The sequence below is a fragment of the Nonomuraea sp. NPDC050227 genome (genome assembly GCF_044459705.1).
Lineage (GTDB): Bacteria > Actinomycetota > Actinomycetes > Streptosporangiales > Streptosporangiaceae > Nonomuraea.
Genome location: NZ_JBITJF010000013.1, coordinates 14,491 through 31,234, shown reverse-complemented (window position 1 = coordinate 31,234; position 16,744 = coordinate 14,491). Strand labels below are relative to the sequence as shown.

Genomic DNA, 16,744 nt, shown 5'->3' with positions numbered 1-16,744 from the left:
TCAGTCGGCGTTCATCGGTCGGCGGACGTCAGTCGGCCCGGCGCCCGACGGCGTCGCGCAGGGCGTCGGCGAGCAGGTTGAGCGCCAGCACCGTCAGGACGATGCAGCCCCCGACCGGGTAGATCAGCCACCAGTAGTCGGCCGAGATGTAGGCGACGCCGCCGGCGAGCTGGCTGCCCCAGTCCTCGGTCGGGTACGTCAGCCCGAACCCGAGGAAGCCCAGCGCCGCCACGACCAGGATCGCGTCGGCGACCTGGAACGTGATGTTGACGATGATCACGCCGAGCGCGTTCGGGATCAGGTGGGTGAGGATGAGCCGCCGGCGGGAGGCGCCCATCACCCGCGCGGCCAGCACGAACTCGCGAACCCGCAGCGTCAGCACCTCGCCGCGGACCAGCCGGGCGGAGACCAGCCAGGAGAACCCGCCGATGACCAGGCTCAGCGACAGCGCGTCGGCGTGGAAGCGGGCCGACAGGATCAGGACGAAGAACAGGAACGGCACCGAGAGCATGACGTCGACCAGGCGCATGAGGAAGCCGTCCACGACGCCGCCGGCCAGGCCGGCGACCGCGCCGTACAGGGTGCCGATCGCGGTGGCGAACAGGGCGGCGAGCAGGCCGATCTGCAGCGACAGGCGGCCGCCGGCCATCAGCCGGCCGAGCACGTCGAAGCCGTTGGCGTCCGTGCCGAGCGGATGGCCGGGGCCGGGCGGCAGGGCCGCGTTGACCAGGTCCACGTCGATCTGGTTGGTGCGGTAGAGCAGCGGCCCGAGGAAGCAGAACCCGGCGATCAGCAGCAGGAGCAGGCCGCCGGTCAGGCCGAGCGGGCTGCGCCGCAGCCCGCGCAGCACCGAGCGCCGGCTCCGCGCCGGGACGGCCTCGGCCTCGGGCCGGGCCTCCACGTTCTGTGTGGTCATTTCGTCAGCTCGATTCGGCGGTCGGCGGCGGCGACGACGAGGTCGGCGACGAAGTTGCCGGCCACGGTCAGGACGCCCCCGACGAGGGTGTAGGCGAGCAGCACCGGATAGTCCTCGCGTTGCAGGCTGTTGAGGAACAGCAGGCCGAGGCCGGGATAGTTGAACAGCGACTCGACGATCAGGTTGCCCGCCAGGAGGGTGGGGATGAGCGTGCCGACCAGGGTGACCAGCGGCAGGCAGGCGTTGCGCAGCAGGTGGCGCAGCAGGATCAGCCGCTCGGGCAGCCCCTTGGCCCGCGCCACCCGGATGTAGTCCTGGCCGAGCTGGTCAAGGGCCGAGGAGCGCTGGTACTGCGCGAAGACCGCGACGCTCGCCGCGGCCAGCGTGATGACCGGCAGCGCCATCGCCCGCGGATCGGTGAGGACGACCCAGGGCGAGTGCGACTGGGACGCCTCCGCCGGGAAGATCGGCAGCGCCTGGCTGAAGACGGCGATGAGGATCAGCCCGAGCAGGAACGACGGCGTCGCGTAGAGCACGTACGAGACCGCCGTGAGCAGCCGGTCGGCGACGCTGTTGCGCCGGACCGCCTGCAGCACGCCGAGCGGCACGGCGATCACCAGGGCCAGCGCCAGGCCGGCCGCCGAGAGCATCGCGCTGCGGCCGGCGTTCTGCCCGAGCAGGGTGGCCACGTTCTCGTTCAGCTTGTACGACCTGCCCAGGTCTCCCCGGGCGAGCTGGCCCAGGTAGCCGACGTACTGGGCGAGGACCGGGCGGTCGTACCCGTGCTGCCGGTTGAAGTCGGCGACCGCCTCGGGCGAGGCGCGCTGCCCCAGGACCACCCGCCCGGGGCTGTCCGAGACGAGGTGCAGCAGCAGGAACACCACCGCGGAGATGCCGAGCAGGACGACGACCGAGATCGCCAGGCGCCGGACGACGTACCAGGTCATGACCGGGAGGCTCCCTTCAGCGGGGTGGCCGCGGGTTCGAGCGGCTGGAGCGGGTGGTGGCAGGCGACCTGGTGGCTGCCGGTGACCGGCCGCGGAAGGGGCTCGGCCTGGGCGCACAGGTCGTCGGCCAGGGCGCAGCGGGTGCGGAAGCGGCAGCCGCTGGGCGGGTCGATCGGGCTCGGCAGCTCGCCGCGTACGCGTTCGCCGCGCGGCTGCCGGGCCTGCGGGTCCGCGTCGGGGACGGCGGCCAGCAGGCCGGCGGTGTAGGGGTGGGCGGGGGCGCCGTACACCTCTTCGGTGGTGCCGGTCTCGACCAGCTTGCCCAGGTACATGACGCCGACCCGGTCGGCCAGGTACCGCACGACGGCGAGGTCGTGCGAGATCACCACGCTGCTGAGGCCGCGTTCGAGCTGGACGGCGCGCATGAGGTTGAGCACCTGGGAGCGGATGGACACGTCCAGGGCGCTGACCGGCTCGTCGGCGACCAGCACCGCCGGGTCCAGGGCCAGGGCGCGGGCCAGGTTCACCCGCTGCCGCTGCCCGCCGGACAGCTCGTGGGGGTAGCGCTCCATGACGCCCGCGGGAAGGCCGACGTCCCGCAGCAGCTCGCGGGCGCGGGCCGTGCGGTGGGCGCGGTCGCCCGCGCCCTGGATCGCCAGCGGCTCGCGCAGGATCGTGCCGATGCGCATGCGCGGGTCGAGGGCGGCGCCGGAGTCCTGGAACATCATCTGCAGCCGGCTCCGGCGCGGGCCGAGCGCCCGCGCGCCCATCCGGCTGACCGGCTCGCCGTCGAAGATCACCTCGCCGGAGGTGGGCCGGTCGAGGGCGACGAGCATCCTGCCCAGGGTGGACTTACCGCATCCCGACTCGCCGACCAGCCCGAACGTCTCCCCCGCCGCCACCTCGAAGCTCACGCCGGAGACCGCCTTGAGGGTGCGGCGCGCGCCGAACAGGCCCCTGCCGCCGATCGGGTACTCGCGCCTGAGGTCGACGACGCGCAACCGCGGCGCGCGCTCCGCGGACGCCGCGGGCTCCGCCGGGCGGGTGCGGAAGCGGCTCTGGACCCGGTCGGCCGGTCCGGTGGCCGGATGGTGGCAGGCGTGGACGTGCCCGCCGTCCTCGGCCACGGGGGCCGGACGCTCCTCGCGGCACCGGTCGGTGGCGGCGTCGCAGCGCGGCGCGAACGGGCAGCCGGGCCCGGCCACGGTCAGGTCGGGCGGCGCGCCGGGGATGCTGAACAGCCGCTCGTCCCGGTCGTGGGTGAGCGAGGGGATCGAGGCCAGCAGCGCGTGCGTGTAGCGGTGCCGGGTCCGGGCGAAGAGCACGGGGGTGGGGGCGGTCTCGGCCAGGCGGCCGGCGTACATGACGCCGACGCGGTCGGCGTGCCGGGCGATGACGCCCATGTCGTGGGTGATGAGGATCATCGACATGCCGAGCCGGGAGCGCAGGCCGTCCAGGAGGTCGAGGATCTCGGCCTGGATGGTGACGTCGAGCGCCGTGGTGGGCTCGTCGGCGATGACGACCCGCGGCTCGCAGGCCAGCGCCATCGCGATCATCACGCGCTGCCGCATGCCGCCGGAGAGCTGGTGCGGGTAGTCGTCCATGCGCTCGGCCGGGCGGGGCAGGCCGACCAGGGCGAGCACCTCGGCGGCGCGTTCGCGGGCGGCCCGCCTGGAGGCGCCGTGGTGCAGCCGGACCGGCTCGGCGACCTGCTCGCCGATGCGCCGGGTCGGGTTCAGCGCCGTCAGCGAGTCCTGGAACACCATCGCGATCTCGTTGCCGCGCAGGGCCCGGTAGCGCGCGGCGGGCAGGCCGACCAGCTCCTCGCCGCCGAAGTCGATCGAGCCGCCGGTCACCCGGCCGCCGGCCGGCAGCATGCCCATGATCGCGAGACCGGTCATGGACTTGCCGGACCCGGTCTCGCCGACGATCCCCAGGGTCTCGCCGCGGTTCAGCACCAGACTGACGTCCGAGACCGGGCGGACGACCCTGTCGCCGCGCCGGATCTCGACCGACAGATCCCGGATCGCCAGCACGCGATCACTCTCCAAATCCATCCGACGATAGTGGGACCCGCGTCCCCGGCGGTGTTCGTCGCGGACATCGAACGTTGGGGCCGGGGTTCGTCCGGGCGTACCAACTGATCAGCACGGTGCGGAGACGGGGGCGGGCATGAGAACGGCCCGCCGGCGCTGTGCGCGGGCGGGCCGTTCTCGCGGGGTCAGCCGGACGTGCGGCGGTCGGCGCGGCCGTCGTGCAGGTAGAGGGCGCGGCCGGTCCCGTCGTCGCCGAGGAAGGCGATCGGCGCGTGCGCGCCGCGCTCGGGTTCGAGGGGGATCAGCACGTCGTCGCGCCAGGCGGCCAGCTCGGTGCGGTACGGCACCTCGTCCAGGGCGGCGGTGATGCCCACGGGCGTCCGGCTCAGCCACAGCCGCCCGGCGCCGTCCAGGGTCACCTCCGTCTCGCAGGTGCTCGACGTGTACGTGCCGGCGTACCGGGCCGCGTTCGCGGGCGGGACGGGGGCCGGGCCGGGCACCGGCGGCGCGGGCAGCTCGACCCCGCCCAGCTCGCCCAGCACGCGGCCGGTGATCTCGGCGAACACGGGCCGCGTCCGCCCGCCGTTGGCGACGACGACCACGGCCACGTCGCGCCCCGGCGCCACGCGCAGGCACGCCGCCTGGCCGACGGTGCTGCCGTCGTGGCCGAAGACCGCGCCGCCGGGCCGGTCGAAGAGCTCCCAGCCCAGGCCCCAGGCCGTGCCCTGGGCGAAGTCGGGCAACCTGACCTGCGGCCGCCGCATCTCCGCGACGCTCTCCGCGCTCAGCACGCGGGCTCCGTCCGGGCCGGTGCCGCCGGCGAGGTGCATGCGGGCGAAGGCCAGCAGGTCACGCGGCGGCATCGCCAGCATCGACCCGGCGGGCGCGTTCGAGCGGGCCAGCGCCCACACCGGGGTCGGCCGGTACGGGCCGTCCGGCGTGCGCTGGACGTGGCCGACCGCCGTGCGGTGCACGATCGCCTCGTACGGGTCGCAGGCGGCGTGGGTCATGCCGAGCGGCGTGAGCAGGTGGTCGCGCAGGCACGCGTCGAACGGCTTGCCCCGCACGACCTCGATGATCCGGCCCAGCACGCAGTAGCCGGCGTTGTTGTAGGAGAACATCTCGCCGGGCTCGAACAGCTGCGGCACGTCGTGCAGGACGTCGAGGAACCGTTCGACGCAGTCGTCGCCCTTGCCGGTGTCGGTGAAGACGTCCCCCTCGAAGCCCGCGACGTGGCACATGAGCTGGCGCGCGGTGATCCGCCGGGCGGCCCGCTCGTCGCCGATCCGGAACGCCGGGAGGCAGTCGCGCACGGGCGCGTCCAGGTCGAGCAGGCCCTCGTCGGCCAGTTGCATGGCCAGCGTCGCGGTCAGCACCTTGGTGATCGAGCCGATCTGGAACAGGGAGCCGGGGGTCGCCTCGACGCCCGTCGCCGTGCTCAGCGTCCCGGCCGCGACCTCGACCGTCCGGCCGCCCGCGTGGACCGCGACGGCGGCCCCGGGCACCTGGTTCTCGGCGAGCAGTCCCGCCAGCCGGTGACGCAGCCACGCATCGATCTCCTCCAGCTCCGGCACCGGTGTCCCCCCTGGTCGACTCCGCCCGACCCTAGAGCCGGCGGGGACCGCCCGGTTCGTCCACCGTCACTATGACGGCCCCGGTTCTTCGTCGGAACGACCCAGACCGATGTGATCTATGACAGATATTTCAGTATTGCCTGACTCGCTGTCATATGCGATGTTCCGCTCACAAGCCGCATGAGCACAGCTCATGTCACCCCCGGAGAAAGGCGTTTCCATGCGTCGAATCTCAACCCTGTTAGCCCTGGCCTCCGGCGTCTGCCTGGCACTGTCCGGCTGGGCCACCGCCGCCGAGGCCGACTCCCCGGCCGCCGCCGACCAGCAGCGCTACATCGTCCAGCTCTCTGGCGTGTCGCGGGCGCAGGTGGCGAACGAGGCGCAGCAGCAGGTCACGGCGCACAAGGGCGTGCTGGTGGGAACCTACCGGTACGCCTTCAACGGCTACTCGGCCCTCTTCACCCCCGAGGAGGCCGCCAAGCTGAAGGGCGATCCCGGTGTGCTCACCGTCGAGCCCGACCACGAGGTGCACGCCTTCGCGCAGACCGTACCGAGCGGCATCAAGCGCATCTTCGCCGACCAGAACATCAACCTCGACATCGACGGCACCGACGACGTCCGCGTCGACGTGGACGCGGCGGTCGTGGACACCGGCGTCGACCTCGACCACCCCGACCTGAACGTGGTGGCCAGCACCAACTGCACCAGCGGCGTCTGCTCGGGCACCGGCGACGACGACAACGGGCACGGCAGCCACGTGGCCGGCACGATCGGCGCCATCGACAACTCCGTCGGCGCGGTCGGCGTGGCCCCCGGCGCCCGCATCCACGCCGTCAAGGTGCTCAACTCGGCGGGCTCCGGCACGCTGGCCGGCATCGCCGCCGGTCTCGACTGGGTCGTGGCCAGGGCGAGCACGATCGAGGTCATCAACCTGAGCCTCGGCTGCCAGGGCTGCAGCAGCTCCGCGATCAGCAACGCGATCACGAACGCCACCAACGCGGGCATCGTCGTCGTCGTGGCCGCCGGCAACAGCTCGGCCGACGCCTCCGGCTTCTTCCCCGCCAACCACCCCGACGTCGTCACCGTCTCGGCCGTGACCGACTTCGACGGCCAGCCCGGCGGCCTGGTCGGCACGATCACCGTGCCGTGCCGCACCGACGGCGCGACCGACACCGACGACACCCTCGCCTGGTTCTCCAACTACGGCACCACGGTCGAGGTCGCCGCCCCCGGCACCTGCATCTACTCCACGTGGATGAACGGCGGCTACAACACCATCAGCGGCACCTCCATGGCCAGCCCGCACGTCGCGGGCGCCGCGGCCGTGCTGACCAGCGGCTCGAACAAGCCCACCACCCGGGCGGGGGCGCTGGCCGTACGGGACAAGCTCAAGGCCACGGGCAACCTCAACTGGACCGACGACGCCAGCGACGGGGTCAAGGAGCCACTGCTCGACGTGCACGACGCCACGCAGTACCCGCCGACGACCGGTGGCAACCAGCCGCCGGTGGCCAGCTTCACCCAGTCGTGCGACAACACCACGCGGGCGTGCTCGTTCAACGGCTCCGGCTCCAGCGACCCGGACGGCAGCATCGCCTCCTACGCGTGGACCTTCGGCGACGGCTCCACCGGCAGCGGCGCGACCGTGTCGCACACCTACGCCGCCGCGGGCACGTACACCGTGGCCCTCACCGTGACCGACAACGGCGGGGCCACGAACTCCACCAGCAAGAGCATCACGGTCGGGACCACCCCAGGGAACTGCACCGGCTACCAGACGCCGTTCTCCGGCAACCTGACCAGCGGGCAGAACGTGTACTACCCGAACAGCTCCGGCTACACGGCCGCCGCCGGGACGCACCGGGCGTGCCTCGACGGGCCCTCCGGCGTGGACTTCGACCTGTACCTGCAGAAGCAGGGCATCCTCGGCTGGACCACGGTGGCCAGCAGCGCGGGCAGCGGACCTGACGAGTCGCTGACCTACAACGGCACGGCGGGCACCTACCGCATCCGCGTGTACGCGTACAGCGGAAGCGGCGCCTACACGGGCGGCTACACCAAGCCGTAACCCCACACCTCCGCGACCCCGTGCCCCACACGGGGTCGCCCCCGTTCTCCGGCCTCCCACCTTCTCCCACACGGGATCGCGCTCCCCCATCCGCGTTTAGACCCGATCTCGGGCACGCCGCGCCCGGCCCCGCTGCGGCCGCTCACGAGCCTGGCTCGCCGGGGATCGTCAGGGTCGCCGGACCGTGCCCGCCCCCGCCGTGAGCCGGGGTTCGAGCTCGGGGAAGGAGCCGTCGCCGAACAGGATCCGCGCCGCCAGCGCCCGGCCGGGACGGGTGCGCAGGACGGTCACCGCGGCCTCCGCCGCGACCGGCGACCGGATCCCCGCCGACAGCCGCCGCAGCAACAACCGGCCCCGGAACCGGGCCCGCAGCGCGGCCCCGTCGTACCGCTTCAGCACCTCTCGGTCACCGGTACGCAGATAGTCGGCGATCACCGACGCGGCCAGCTCGGACATCCGCAGGCAAGGGTCCAGCCCACCGGCCGTCAGGGGCGACACCGCGCCCGCCGCGTCCCCGACCAGCAGCCCGTCCGGGCACGCCAGCCGCCGCAGCACGCCCCCGACCGGGATCGGGCCTCCCCGGCGCTCGACCGGCCCGGCGGGCGTCGCGCGACCGGGCGCGTCGGCGGCGAAGGCGTCCAGCAGACGGCGGACGCCGGCCCGCACCGCCCCCGGCTCCCCCGCGACCCCCACATGGGCGTGCCGCCCGTCGTCCACCACCCACCCGAGGTACCCCGGAGCCACCCGGGGATCCAGCACGCAGTGGAACGCCGGAACGCCCGAACCCGGCGCGACGGCATGGACGATCTCGGCGCCGACGAGAAAGCGCCGGTTGACGTCGAGACCGAGATCACGCGCCACCCGCGACCGTGCCCCATCCGCCCCCACGACGAACCTGACCCCCACCACCTCCACCCCCACGACGCCGTCCACGCCCTCCGCGCCCTCCGCGCCGCTTGTGCGCTCCAGGCGTACGAGGCCCGATGAGGTGCCCGTGTAGCGGACGCCCAGCAGGACGCGGGCGCCGGCCGACTCCGCCGCGCGGCGGGCGTGCTCGTAGACGGCGGCCATGTCGGCCACCCGGAACTCGTCCCGGTCGCTGGTGAGCCGGATCGGCGAGCGCCGCGACGGCGGATACAGCAGGACGTCCCGGACACCGGGCCCGAGCAGGTGGCCGGGCAGGTCGAAGTCGTCGAGCGTGCGGCGTACGAAGATCCCGGTGGTCCGGACGCCGGCCGACAACGACCTGCGGCGATCGACGACCATGACGTCCAGCCCCCGCCGGGCCAGCAGGCGGGCGGTGCTCAACCCGGCCAGCCCCGCCCCCACCACCAGAACGTCCACTGTCTGCATATTCCGGGACGTTAGGCCCGAACCCCCATCCAAGGGGCAGTCTGCACGGTACCCGCCCCCAACCTGCACACCCCCACCACACCACCGGCGGCACGTTCACACAGAGGCCCGAGGCCGACAGTCAGGGCCGCGCATCCCCGCACATGGGCGAGGGCCGTCAGCGCACCGCGCCCCCACGGGCGAGGGATGTCAGCGCACCGCGCCCACGACCGCCTTGCCCTCGCGGGCCGCCGCCGCGTAGAACGGCGCCAGCGCCTCCAGCCCTTCGTACGTCCCGTCCGCGTGACCGGCGCCGAACCTCCACCCCTCCTCGGCCAGGCCCCGCGCGACCGCCGCCACCTGACCGGGATCCAGCGCGAACGGCGGCCCATAGCCGACCTCGCACCCGGCCACGTCGTTCGCGCCGTCCTCGCCGGTGGCCGCCGCCAGCCAGGGGAAGCAGTGCCTCCATCGCGCGGTGCCGTGCTCCGCCTCGGCGCGTCCCTCGGCGATGGCGGTGAGCGAGCGGTGGTCGTCCGCGAACACGTCCGTCTCTGGAGGGAGACCGCGCGACCGGCCCTCAAGGACGGCCCCGATGAGGGCGGGGTCGGCCCGTACGGACTCCAGCAGCGCGGCCTCGATCTTCGCGAGGCTCAACCTCATCGACACGATCAGGAATCGTACGCGGCGCCCGGCACGTCCGGATGCTCCTGGAGTGCGGCGAACGGCCCCCGATCGACCACGATCACCTTGTCGCCGGCGTATCCGTCCAGGTCAGCGGCGTTCCAGCTCTCGCCCGGCCTGATCTGGTGGAACCGGAACGTCGCGCTGGTCTCGTTCGCGGTCACGACGCAGCGCACCGGCCCGCGCGAGTGCAGGGCGCGCGCGAGCCGGACGACCTCCAGGGCGAGCGCCACGCCGTGCAGCAGCAGCACGCGCTGGCCGTCGTCGCCGATCACCGGCGCGTGATCGACGGTGACGACCTCGACCGGGACGAAGTCCTCCAGATGCACGGAACTCCGGTCGCACTCCCAGCCGGTGAGGTCGTGGAAGGGCGCGGGGGCACGTTCGGCGCCGTCCGTCGAGGCGGCCCAGCCGAGCACCTCACCCCGCCGGACCAGCCCCTGGGCCACCCGTTCCCGCAGACCTGGCGCGAGGCCGCCCGGCGGTGCCGGCAGGGCCGGGCCGCCCGGCACACCGAGCAGACCGGCCGCGGAGTCGTTCATCGTCACGCGCAACACACCCTCCATGATCCCGGCCACGGCGCCCCCGCGAGCAGCCGGGCGACCATGCGGCCCGGAAGCCCGGAAGCCAAGGGATCAGGGGCCCGGGCCCGGGGCCGGGCCCGGAAACCGGGGAACCGGGGGTCAGGGAAGCAGGTGGAGGAGTTCGGCTTCTTCGTCGGTGGTGAGGCCGGCGCGGGTCACCCGGTGGCCGGAGGCGCGCAGCCAGGCGAGCGTGTCGCGGGCGGTGTCGGCGACCCGGGCGGATGCGCAGCCCGGCGGCCAGCGTGGCGGAGGTGTCCCGGGCCATGAACCCGGCGTATTCCGGCAACGGCAACCACAGCGGCAGCGAACGCGGCCCGGCCCACGGCTCGACCTTGTGCCCGGTGAGGAACTCCTGGCCCGCCCAGACGAGCTCCGGCGCCACCGCCAGCCCCTCGGCGATGCCCGCCAGCATCTCCCCCCTGGTGAAGGGCATGGAGATGCCGTCGTAAGGGCCGGTCAGCCCGGCCTGGGCCGCGTCGAGCGTCCAGGCCGCGAGATCGCGTACGTCGACGAGCTGCACCAGATCGCCGGGCGAGCCGGGAGCCAGCACGCGGCCGCCGCGCGCCAGCCGCTCGACCCAGTAGGTGAACCGGTCGGACTGGTCCTCGGGGCCGACGATCAGCCCGGCCCGTACGTGCAGCGCGCCGTCGCCGAGGATCTGCTCGCACGCCACCTTGGCCGGCCCGTAGTTCTCCGGGTCGCTCTCGTCGGCGCCGGCGGGCAACGGGTCGTGCAGCACCTGATTGACCCGGGTCGCGTCGGAGTAGACGCTGCACGACGACACGAACGTGTAGTGACCGGCCCGGCCCGCCAGCTCCGTGACCGCGCGCCGCACCTGGCTGGGCAGCCTGGCGACGTCGACGACCAGGTCGAACGACCCCTTCAGCGGCGCGAGCCCGCCGTCTTCGGCCCGGTCGACCCGGACGAACTCCACGCCCGAGGGCGGCTCGCCGGCCACGCCGCGCGCCGCGCACACCACCTCGTGCCCGCGGTCGCGGGCCTGCCGCGCGATCTCCCTGGACAGAAACCTCGTGCCGCCGAGAACAAGTGTCCGCATGCCTGCCATCCTGGCCCACCCGGCCCGTCCGGACCCCCGCTCTTCACTTCCAGCGCAACACTCCCCCGGCGGCGGGACGTCCGCGAAAGGGGCCGATCGCCTTCAGCGGTCATGTATCCGCAGAGCGGCGGACATGCTCTCATAGGGGTGATTCGGGGACTCAGTTCAAGTCAGGCGAGGAGACATGCCCGAACCAGGCTCCCCAGAACCCGGCATTTCCGGCGACGGCTCCCGTCGTACGGCGCCGACCATCGAAGAGGCCGCCTGGACGATCCTGCTCGACGTGGCCCCCGAGGACGTGCGCTTCCTGCCTCTGGCCTGCGCGGACTTCTTCGGCAACCCGGCCGCCCGCAGACGCGCGGTCCGCGCCACGCTGCGCGGACGCGAACGCGACCAGCCCACCGGCTTCGACGCGGGCGAGGGCATGCAGCTCGTGCTCGGCGTGGTTCTGACCCTGCTCAACGGCGTGGCCTGCGAGGTGCTGACGGGCATGACCACCGAACGGGTCGACCGGCTGCGGGCCCGGTGGCGGGAGCGCCGCCGTCGCAGGGCGCTGACCTCGGCCGTCGCCCCGCAGGGCGAGCGCACGCCGTTGCCCAGGGTCAGCGCGGTCGAGGCGGCGGCGATCGGCGCGCAGGCGGCCGAAATCGTGCTGGCGGCGGGGATGCCCGAGGAGCTGGCCCAGCGCGTCAACACGCTGCTCGCCGCGGCCCTCATCGACCCGCGGCCCTGACCGTGGCCCCGCCCGCCGGCCCCTTCCGGCAGGCGACGGCGCGGGCCGGCACGCCCGCGACGCCGCCTCCTCCGCGGCTGGACCCGTTCGCGCTGCCGGCTGCGACCACGGCCCGCTTCCTGCTCATGATCGTCGTCGCGGTCACCAGCGCCGTCCACTTGTACCTGCTCCTGCTCGACCGGTACGCCGCCGGCAGCCCTGACCGCGGCTATCGTGCCTGCGCCCTGGCCGCGGGATCCGGCGCGGGACGGATCCCCGACGGCGTCCTGGTCTCTGCCTACATCGACTGTGTCCAGCGGTATTCGGCGCGCACCGGGTGGGTGGTGATCGGCATGGTGGCCGGGCTGCTGGCGGTGGCCGTCGTGATCCACCTCCTGCACCCGCGCCTGGTCATGCTCTCCGGCCCCCGACCGCTGGCCCAGTTCGCGGTGGACGAGGGCATGGCCGCCGTGGTGCGGCGCGTCGAGGACACCGTACGGGCCCTGGCCCCAGGGACGGAGGTGTACGTCGCGACCCTGCGCGCGAGCGCGAGCGGCCGGGCCTTCGGCCGTCGTCCCCGGTACCGGATCATCCTCGACCTCGGGCTGCTGCGCGCGGCCGACGCCGACCCCGGGCAACTCGACACCGTCCTCGCCCACGAGCTGGCCCATCTGCGCAACAAGGACGTCGGCCTGACCACGTTCGCCTTCGCGGTCTGGTGGGCGTACCTGCTGGTCGTCGCGCTGCCCCTGCTGCTGCTCGCGGCGGTCCAGCCGGGCCTGCTCACCGTCCTGCCGTGGCGGCTGGCGGCCGTGCTGGCCCTGCTGTGGTTCGCCCGCACCTCGGTGCTCAGGACCAGGGAGTACTACGCCGACCTGCGCGGCTGCGCCACACCGGACGGCGAGCGGCTGCTCCTGGACACCCTGAGCCCGTCACGGCCGCACAACCGGCGGCGCCGACGGGACCGGGGACCGTGGTCCTTCCACCCGGGCGACGAGGAGCGGGCCGGCGTCATCCGCGGCGCGCCCCGGCTGTTCCGGATCGGCGTGGTGGAGTCCGCTGCCGCCGGCGCGCTGCTCGGACTGGGGTACTCGCCGTGCGTCCAGCTCGTGGAGATGACCTTCACGGTGCCCGTGGCCTCCCTGTTCAGCCCGGAGCGCCTGGCCGTCGGGGTGCTGTTCGGGGCGCTGGCCACCGGGGCGGTCGCCGGCACCGTGTGGCGGGCCGGGCTGCTGGCGCAGGCCACGCACACGCGTCCGCCGTCCACGCTGCCCGCCGCGCTGGCGATGACGGCGGGGACGGTGACCGGTCAGCTCGTCGCGCCGCCGCTGCCGACCGCGGCCGGCTCGTGGGCCGACGTCCTGGCCGACTCCCCCGTGATCGCGGTCGCGCTGGCGGCGCTGCTCGCCGTCCTGTTCCAGCTCATGCTGAGGTGGGCGGTCCTGTGCGCGTCGGTGTGGCTGCCGCTGGCCCGGCGGGTCCGGACGGCCGCGCTGGCCGGCTCGGCGCTGTCGGCGGTGATCTTCGGGGCGTGGCTGAGCCACTGGTTCGACATGATCGCGTCGATGATCGACAGCGCGGCGAGCTGGGACATTCTCTGGTACGGCCTGTTCACCGCCGCTTTCAGCCCGGCGTTGCAGCTCTGCGTCGTGCTGGCCTGCGCCACCGCGTCGATCGGCTGGGCGGTGCGGCGCGGCCTGCCGCCCCGGCCCCTCGCGGCCGTCTGGCGGGACGCCCCGCCGAGCCGTCTGGCGGCCCCCCGCATGCCGCTGCCGGCGGTCAACGTCACCGCGCTGGCGATCTGCCTCGTCTACGCCGGGGTGATGATCCCCTTCTCCGGATGGCTGCGCTCGACCTTCGGCGGCGTGCCGCTCACGGGGGCCGTGCCCATGGAGAGCGCGGCCGCTCTCTTCGCCCCTCTGCTCGTCGTGGCGACCGCCGTGGCCCTGACCGGGGCGTTCTGCTTCGGTGTGGCGGCCGGAGGGCGGGGCGGCACCGCGCCGGTCGTGGCGGGCGCCGGGATCCTCATGCTGCTGACCGTGTTCGGCCTGGTGCCGCTCATCATGATCCACCTGGTCATCGCGGCGTGCGGCGCCGAGAATCTGTCGTCCTGCATGGCTCCTCTGCCGCGCCTCGTCGACCTGTCGCAGAGCGGGCCGTTCTTCTCGGTCGGGTTCGCCGGGCTGGTCGTCGTGGGCACCGGCGCCGCGTGGCTGGGCAGCGCCCTGCGCGGCGCCGCGCAGGCGCTGTCCGCCGCGGGCCCCCGGCCTTGGGGAGCGCGTCCGTGGAACGGCGTCACCGGGCGGCCGGTCGGCGCCGTGTTGTCGCTCGTCCCCACCGCGCTCGCCACGCTGCTCTTCGGCTACCTGGCCGTCAACATGGTGGCCGCCGCGGGCGACAGGCCGGTGGCCGTCGATCGCGCGGCCGTGGCCCGCGAGCTCGGCGCGGCTCCCCGGGGCCCGCTGCCACCGGCCCGCGCCTGCTCGGCCGTCGGCGCGGTCAGCTCCGGACTGCTGTTCACCAACACCTTGGGCGACTTCTCCCGCGTCATCGCGGGCATGGCCAGGAGCGCCGGGTACGCCATGGCCGCGCGCGACCCGGCCGTCCAGGCCATGGGACGCGAGACTGCGGCCGCCCTGCTGGCCGGGGACTCCGCACGGGCGATCCTCGACCACGACGCTCTGCGCAGCCTGTGCGTGGTCACGGGCGTGCTGCCCTCGTGATCACTCCTCCCGCGCGGGCGGCAGCCGCAGGGCGATGATGGCGATGTCGTCGAGGCCGGTGCTGGGCAGGCCGCTGAGCACCTGGTCGCAGAAGCTCTCCAGCGGCTCGGCGGCGAGCGACTCCGCCACCCGGCGCAGCCGTTCGAGACCGAGGTCCAGGTGCTCGCCCGACCGTTCGATGAGCCCGTCGGTGTAGAGCAGCAGCGTGCTGCCCGGCGGCAGCGGCTCGGCCGCGGAAGCGCGGGTCTCGTCGTCGAAGAAGCCGAGCAGCGGGCTGACGGCTTCCTCCAGGAAACGTCCGTGGCCCTGGGCGGTGACCAGCAGGGGCGGCGGATGGCCGGCCACCGCGAACCGCAGCCGGTGGCCGCCGTTGCCCTCCTCCACGCGGGCGAACACGCACGTGGCCGTGACCTCGGAGGACAACGACTCCATCGCGACGTTGAGCCGGGTCAGGATCTCGCCGGGCGGCTCGCGGCGGTCCATCGCCAGCGCCCGCAGCATGTTGCGCAACTGGCTCATCAGGACGGCCGCCGACAGGTCGTGCCCCGCCACGTCGCCGATGACCAGCGCCGGGACGCCGTCGGGCAGGACGAAGGAGTCGTACCAGTCGCCGCCCACCTCGGCGGCGCTGGGACTGGCCCGGTAGCGGGCCACGATCCGCAGGCCGGGCAGGCGCGGCGGCTCGGCGAGCAGGCTGTACTGCAGGGCCAGCGCGACCTGCTGGGTGCGCTGGAAGCGGATGGCCCGGCTCAGCGCGTCGTGGGCGTGGCCGAACATGTTGCCCAGCAGCGTGATGTCGGCCCGGTTGATCGCCGGACGGTCCCCGCACGTCACCACCCCGACCACGGCGGGCACCGCGCCGTCGACCACGACCGGCAGGACCAGCATGCTGTTGGCGCCGCTGGCGGCCAGCCACGCGCGGGTGCCGGCGGGCGCCAGGTCGGGCGGCGGGCACCCGGCGGGGAACGTCTGGAGCACGGGCCGCCGCCGGCGGACGACCGCCACGAAGGCGTTGCCGTCGTCGAGCTGCTCCTCGCTGTACGGCGACAGCGGCACCAGGCCGCGACGCGCCGCGCCGGCCAGCCGCTCGACGACGAACGGCACCGCGCCGCGCCGATCGCCGGTCAGGTCGGTGACGAGGTAGACACCGCAGCCGTCGGCCAGCTCGGGCACGATGACATCGGACAGCGCGCCGAGCATCTCCTCCAGGCTGCTGAGCTGGGCCGTGGCCGCCGCGGCGCTGTCGAGCAGGCGCTGCCGCCGCTGCTCCTGCCACTGCTCCTCGATGTCGGTGCACGACCCCACCCACTCCACGACCTGACCGTTCTCGCAGATGGGCACGGCGCGCATCTCGAAGTGCCGGTAGGAGCCGTCGGCGGTGTGCAGCCGGTAGACGTGCTCCCAGGTCTCGCTGGCCCTGCTGACCGCCCCGGACCACGACCTGATCGTGTCCTGGCGGTCGTCGGGATGGACCATCCTCAGCCAGCCCTGCCCGCGGTGCCCCTCCCACGGCTGTCCGGTGACCCGCTCCCAGCTCGGGCTGGGCTCGTGCACGTAGCCGTCGCGGGTGGTCACCCAGACGATCTGCGCGCTGACCTTCATCAGGCTCTCGTAGCGGCGCAGGATGCGGCGGCGCTCCTCGGCCAGGGCCTCGATCCGGCGGGCCGCGGTGACCTGCTCGGTCACCTCCATCACCACTTCGAGCACGCCGTAGTCGCCCGGCCCGAAGACCACGCGCGACAGGCTGCAGGTGAAGAACCGCGGCTCCTCGCACTGCGGCCCGACGACGTACTCCGGCTCCGCCGTGGTGACGAACGGCTCGCCGGTGGCGTAGACCCGGTCGAACTGCGCGCGGAAGTGCACCTGGACGAACTCCGCGAACGCCTCCTCGACCGGCATCCCGGTGCGGCTGTCGGCGAACAGGGAGCGGTAGGCGGCGTTGGTGTAGACCAGGCGGTGTTCGGGGCCGCGCGCGACCACCACGCCGACCGGCGCCGGGTCCAGCACCTCGAACGCCAGCCCGCTGCCCGCGGGCTCGCCGTCAGCCCCCATCGTGACCTCCCCCGACGGCCACAGCCTCCCTCCCCCCTACCCGCGCACGATCCGCCCCG

General features: G+C 73.9%; 12 protein-coding genes. 3 read left to right on the top strand and 9 right to left on the bottom strand.

Going from position 1 to position 16,744, the window contains the following annotated elements; all coding sequences use genetic code 11:
• Positions 1 to 28: 28 nt before the first annotated feature.
• From ACIBK9_RS39875 to ACIBK9_RS39860, 4 genes are all read right to left on the bottom strand, one after another.
• Positions 29 to 916 (bottom strand): ABC transporter permease, encoded by an 888-nt coding sequence (locus ACIBK9_RS39875; protein ID WP_352353874.1) that lies wholly within the window; start codon positions 914 to 916, stop codon positions 29 to 31.
• The gene (locus ACIBK9_RS39870) at positions 913 to 1,863 is read right to left on the bottom strand and encodes an ABC transporter permease (RefSeq protein ID WP_397164004.1); all 951 of its coding nucleotides are present in this window, start codon (positions 1,861 to 1,863) and stop codon (positions 913 to 915) included. Before ACIBK9_RS39870 ends, ACIBK9_RS39875 begins: the two co-directional genes overlap by 4 nt.
• The gene (locus tag ACIBK9_RS39865; protein ID WP_397164003.1) at positions 1,860 to 3,920 is read right to left on the bottom strand and encodes a dipeptide ABC transporter ATP-binding protein; all 2,061 of its coding nucleotides are present in this window, start codon (positions 3,918 to 3,920) and stop codon (positions 1,860 to 1,862) included. The genes ACIBK9_RS39870 and ACIBK9_RS39865 overlap by 4 nt, the downstream gene beginning before the upstream one ends.
• Before the next feature lie 164 nt (positions 3,921 to 4,084).
• Positions 4,085 to 5,473: a serine hydrolase domain-containing protein gene (locus tag ACIBK9_RS39860; RefSeq protein ID WP_397164001.1), complete on the bottom strand. Its 1,389-nt coding sequence runs from the start codon at positions 5,471 to 5,473 to the stop codon at positions 4,085 to 4,087.
• 220 nt (positions 5,474 to 5,693) lie between these two features.
• Here ACIBK9_RS39860 and ACIBK9_RS39855 point away from each other — a divergent pair, with 220 nt between their 5' ends.
• On the top strand, positions 5,694 to 7,541 hold the full coding sequence (locus ACIBK9_RS39855; RefSeq protein WP_397164000.1) for a S8 family serine peptidase: 1,848 nt from the start codon (positions 5,694 to 5,696) through the stop codon (positions 7,539 to 7,541).
• A 168-nt stretch (positions 7,542 to 7,709) separates the two neighbouring features.
• On the opposite strand, the gene ACIBK9_RS39850 is transcribed toward ACIBK9_RS39855, so the two are convergent.
• The 4 genes from ACIBK9_RS39850 to ACIBK9_RS39835 all read right to left on the bottom strand — a co-directional run bounded on the left by ACIBK9_RS39850 (position 7,710) and on the right by ACIBK9_RS39835 (position 11,198).
• Positions 7,710 to 8,894, bottom strand: coding sequence for an FAD-dependent oxidoreductase (locus ACIBK9_RS39850; protein ID WP_397163999.1), 1,185 nt, complete (start codon positions 8,892 to 8,894; stop codon positions 7,710 to 7,712).
• Positions 8,895 to 9,083: 189 nt separating this feature from the next.
• Positions 9,084 to 9,542: a hypothetical protein gene (locus tag ACIBK9_RS39845; protein WP_397163998.1), complete on the bottom strand. Its 459-nt coding sequence runs from the start codon at positions 9,540 to 9,542 to the stop codon at positions 9,084 to 9,086.
• Positions 9,543 to 9,544: 2 nt separating this feature from the next.
• Positions 9,545 to 10,006: a hypothetical protein gene (locus tag ACIBK9_RS39840; protein WP_397163996.1), complete on the bottom strand. Its 462-nt coding sequence runs from the start codon at positions 10,004 to 10,006 to the stop codon at positions 9,545 to 9,547.
• A complete protein-coding gene (locus tag ACIBK9_RS39835) occupies positions 9,978 to 11,198 on the bottom strand; it encodes an NAD-dependent epimerase/dehydratase family protein (RefSeq protein WP_397163994.1) in 1,221 nt (406 codons plus the stop codon). The genes ACIBK9_RS39840 and ACIBK9_RS39835 overlap by 29 nt, the downstream gene beginning before the upstream one ends.
• A gap of 184 nt (positions 11,199 to 11,382) precedes the next feature.
• On the opposite strand from ACIBK9_RS39835, the gene ACIBK9_RS39830 reads away from it, so the two are divergent.
• Positions 11,383 to 11,931, top strand: a complete 549-nt coding sequence (locus ACIBK9_RS39830; RefSeq protein WP_397163993.1) for a hypothetical protein — start codon at positions 11,383 to 11,385, stop codon at positions 11,929 to 11,931.
• Positions 11,932 to 11,933: 2 nt separating this feature from the next.
• Entirely contained in the window at positions 11,934 to 14,633 is a 2,700-nt protein-coding gene (locus tag ACIBK9_RS39825; protein ID WP_397163991.1) for a M48 family metalloprotease, read from the top strand.
• Here the strand turns inward: ACIBK9_RS39825 and ACIBK9_RS39820 are convergent, their stop codons facing one another.
• The gene (locus ACIBK9_RS39820; RefSeq protein ID WP_397163990.1) at positions 14,634 to 16,685 is read right to left on the bottom strand and encodes a SpoIIE family protein phosphatase; all 2,052 of its coding nucleotides are present in this window, start codon (positions 16,683 to 16,685) and stop codon (positions 14,634 to 14,636) included.
• Between the last annotated feature and the right edge of the window lie 59 nt (positions 16,686 to 16,744).

What these genes read in the sequence shown, in the direction of transcription:
- ACIBK9_RS39875 (WP_352353874.1), bottom strand. Translation starts at nt 916, where the DNA reads ATGACCACACAGAACGTGGAGGCCCGGCCCGAGGCCGAGGCCGTCCCG.
- ACIBK9_RS39830 (WP_397163993.1), top strand. Translation starts at nt 11,383, where the DNA reads ATGCCCGAACCAGGCTCCCCAGAACCCGGCATTTCCGGCGACGGCTCC.
- ACIBK9_RS39870 (WP_397164004.1), bottom strand. Translation starts at nt 1,863, where the DNA reads ATGACCTGGTACGTCGTCCGGCGCCTGGCGATCTCGGTCGTCGTCCTG.
- ACIBK9_RS39865 (WP_397164003.1), bottom strand. Translation starts at nt 3,920, where the DNA reads ATGGATTTGGAGAGTGATCGCGTGCTGGCGATCCGGGATCTGTCGGTC.
- ACIBK9_RS39850 (WP_397163999.1), bottom strand. Translation starts at nt 8,894, where the DNA reads ATGCAGACAGTGGACGTTCTGGTGGTGGGGGCGGGGCTGGCCGGGTTG.
- ACIBK9_RS39835 (WP_397163994.1), bottom strand. Translation starts at nt 11,198, where the DNA reads ATGCGGACACTTGTTCTCGGCGGCACGAGGTTTCTGTCCAGGGAGATC.
- ACIBK9_RS39820 (WP_397163990.1), bottom strand. Translation starts at nt 16,685, where the DNA reads ATGGGGGCTGACGGCGAGCCCGCGGGCAGCGGGCTGGCGTTCGAGGTG.
- ACIBK9_RS39855 (WP_397164000.1), top strand. Translation starts at nt 5,694, where the DNA reads ATGCGTCGAATCTCAACCCTGTTAGCCCTGGCCTCCGGCGTCTGCCTG.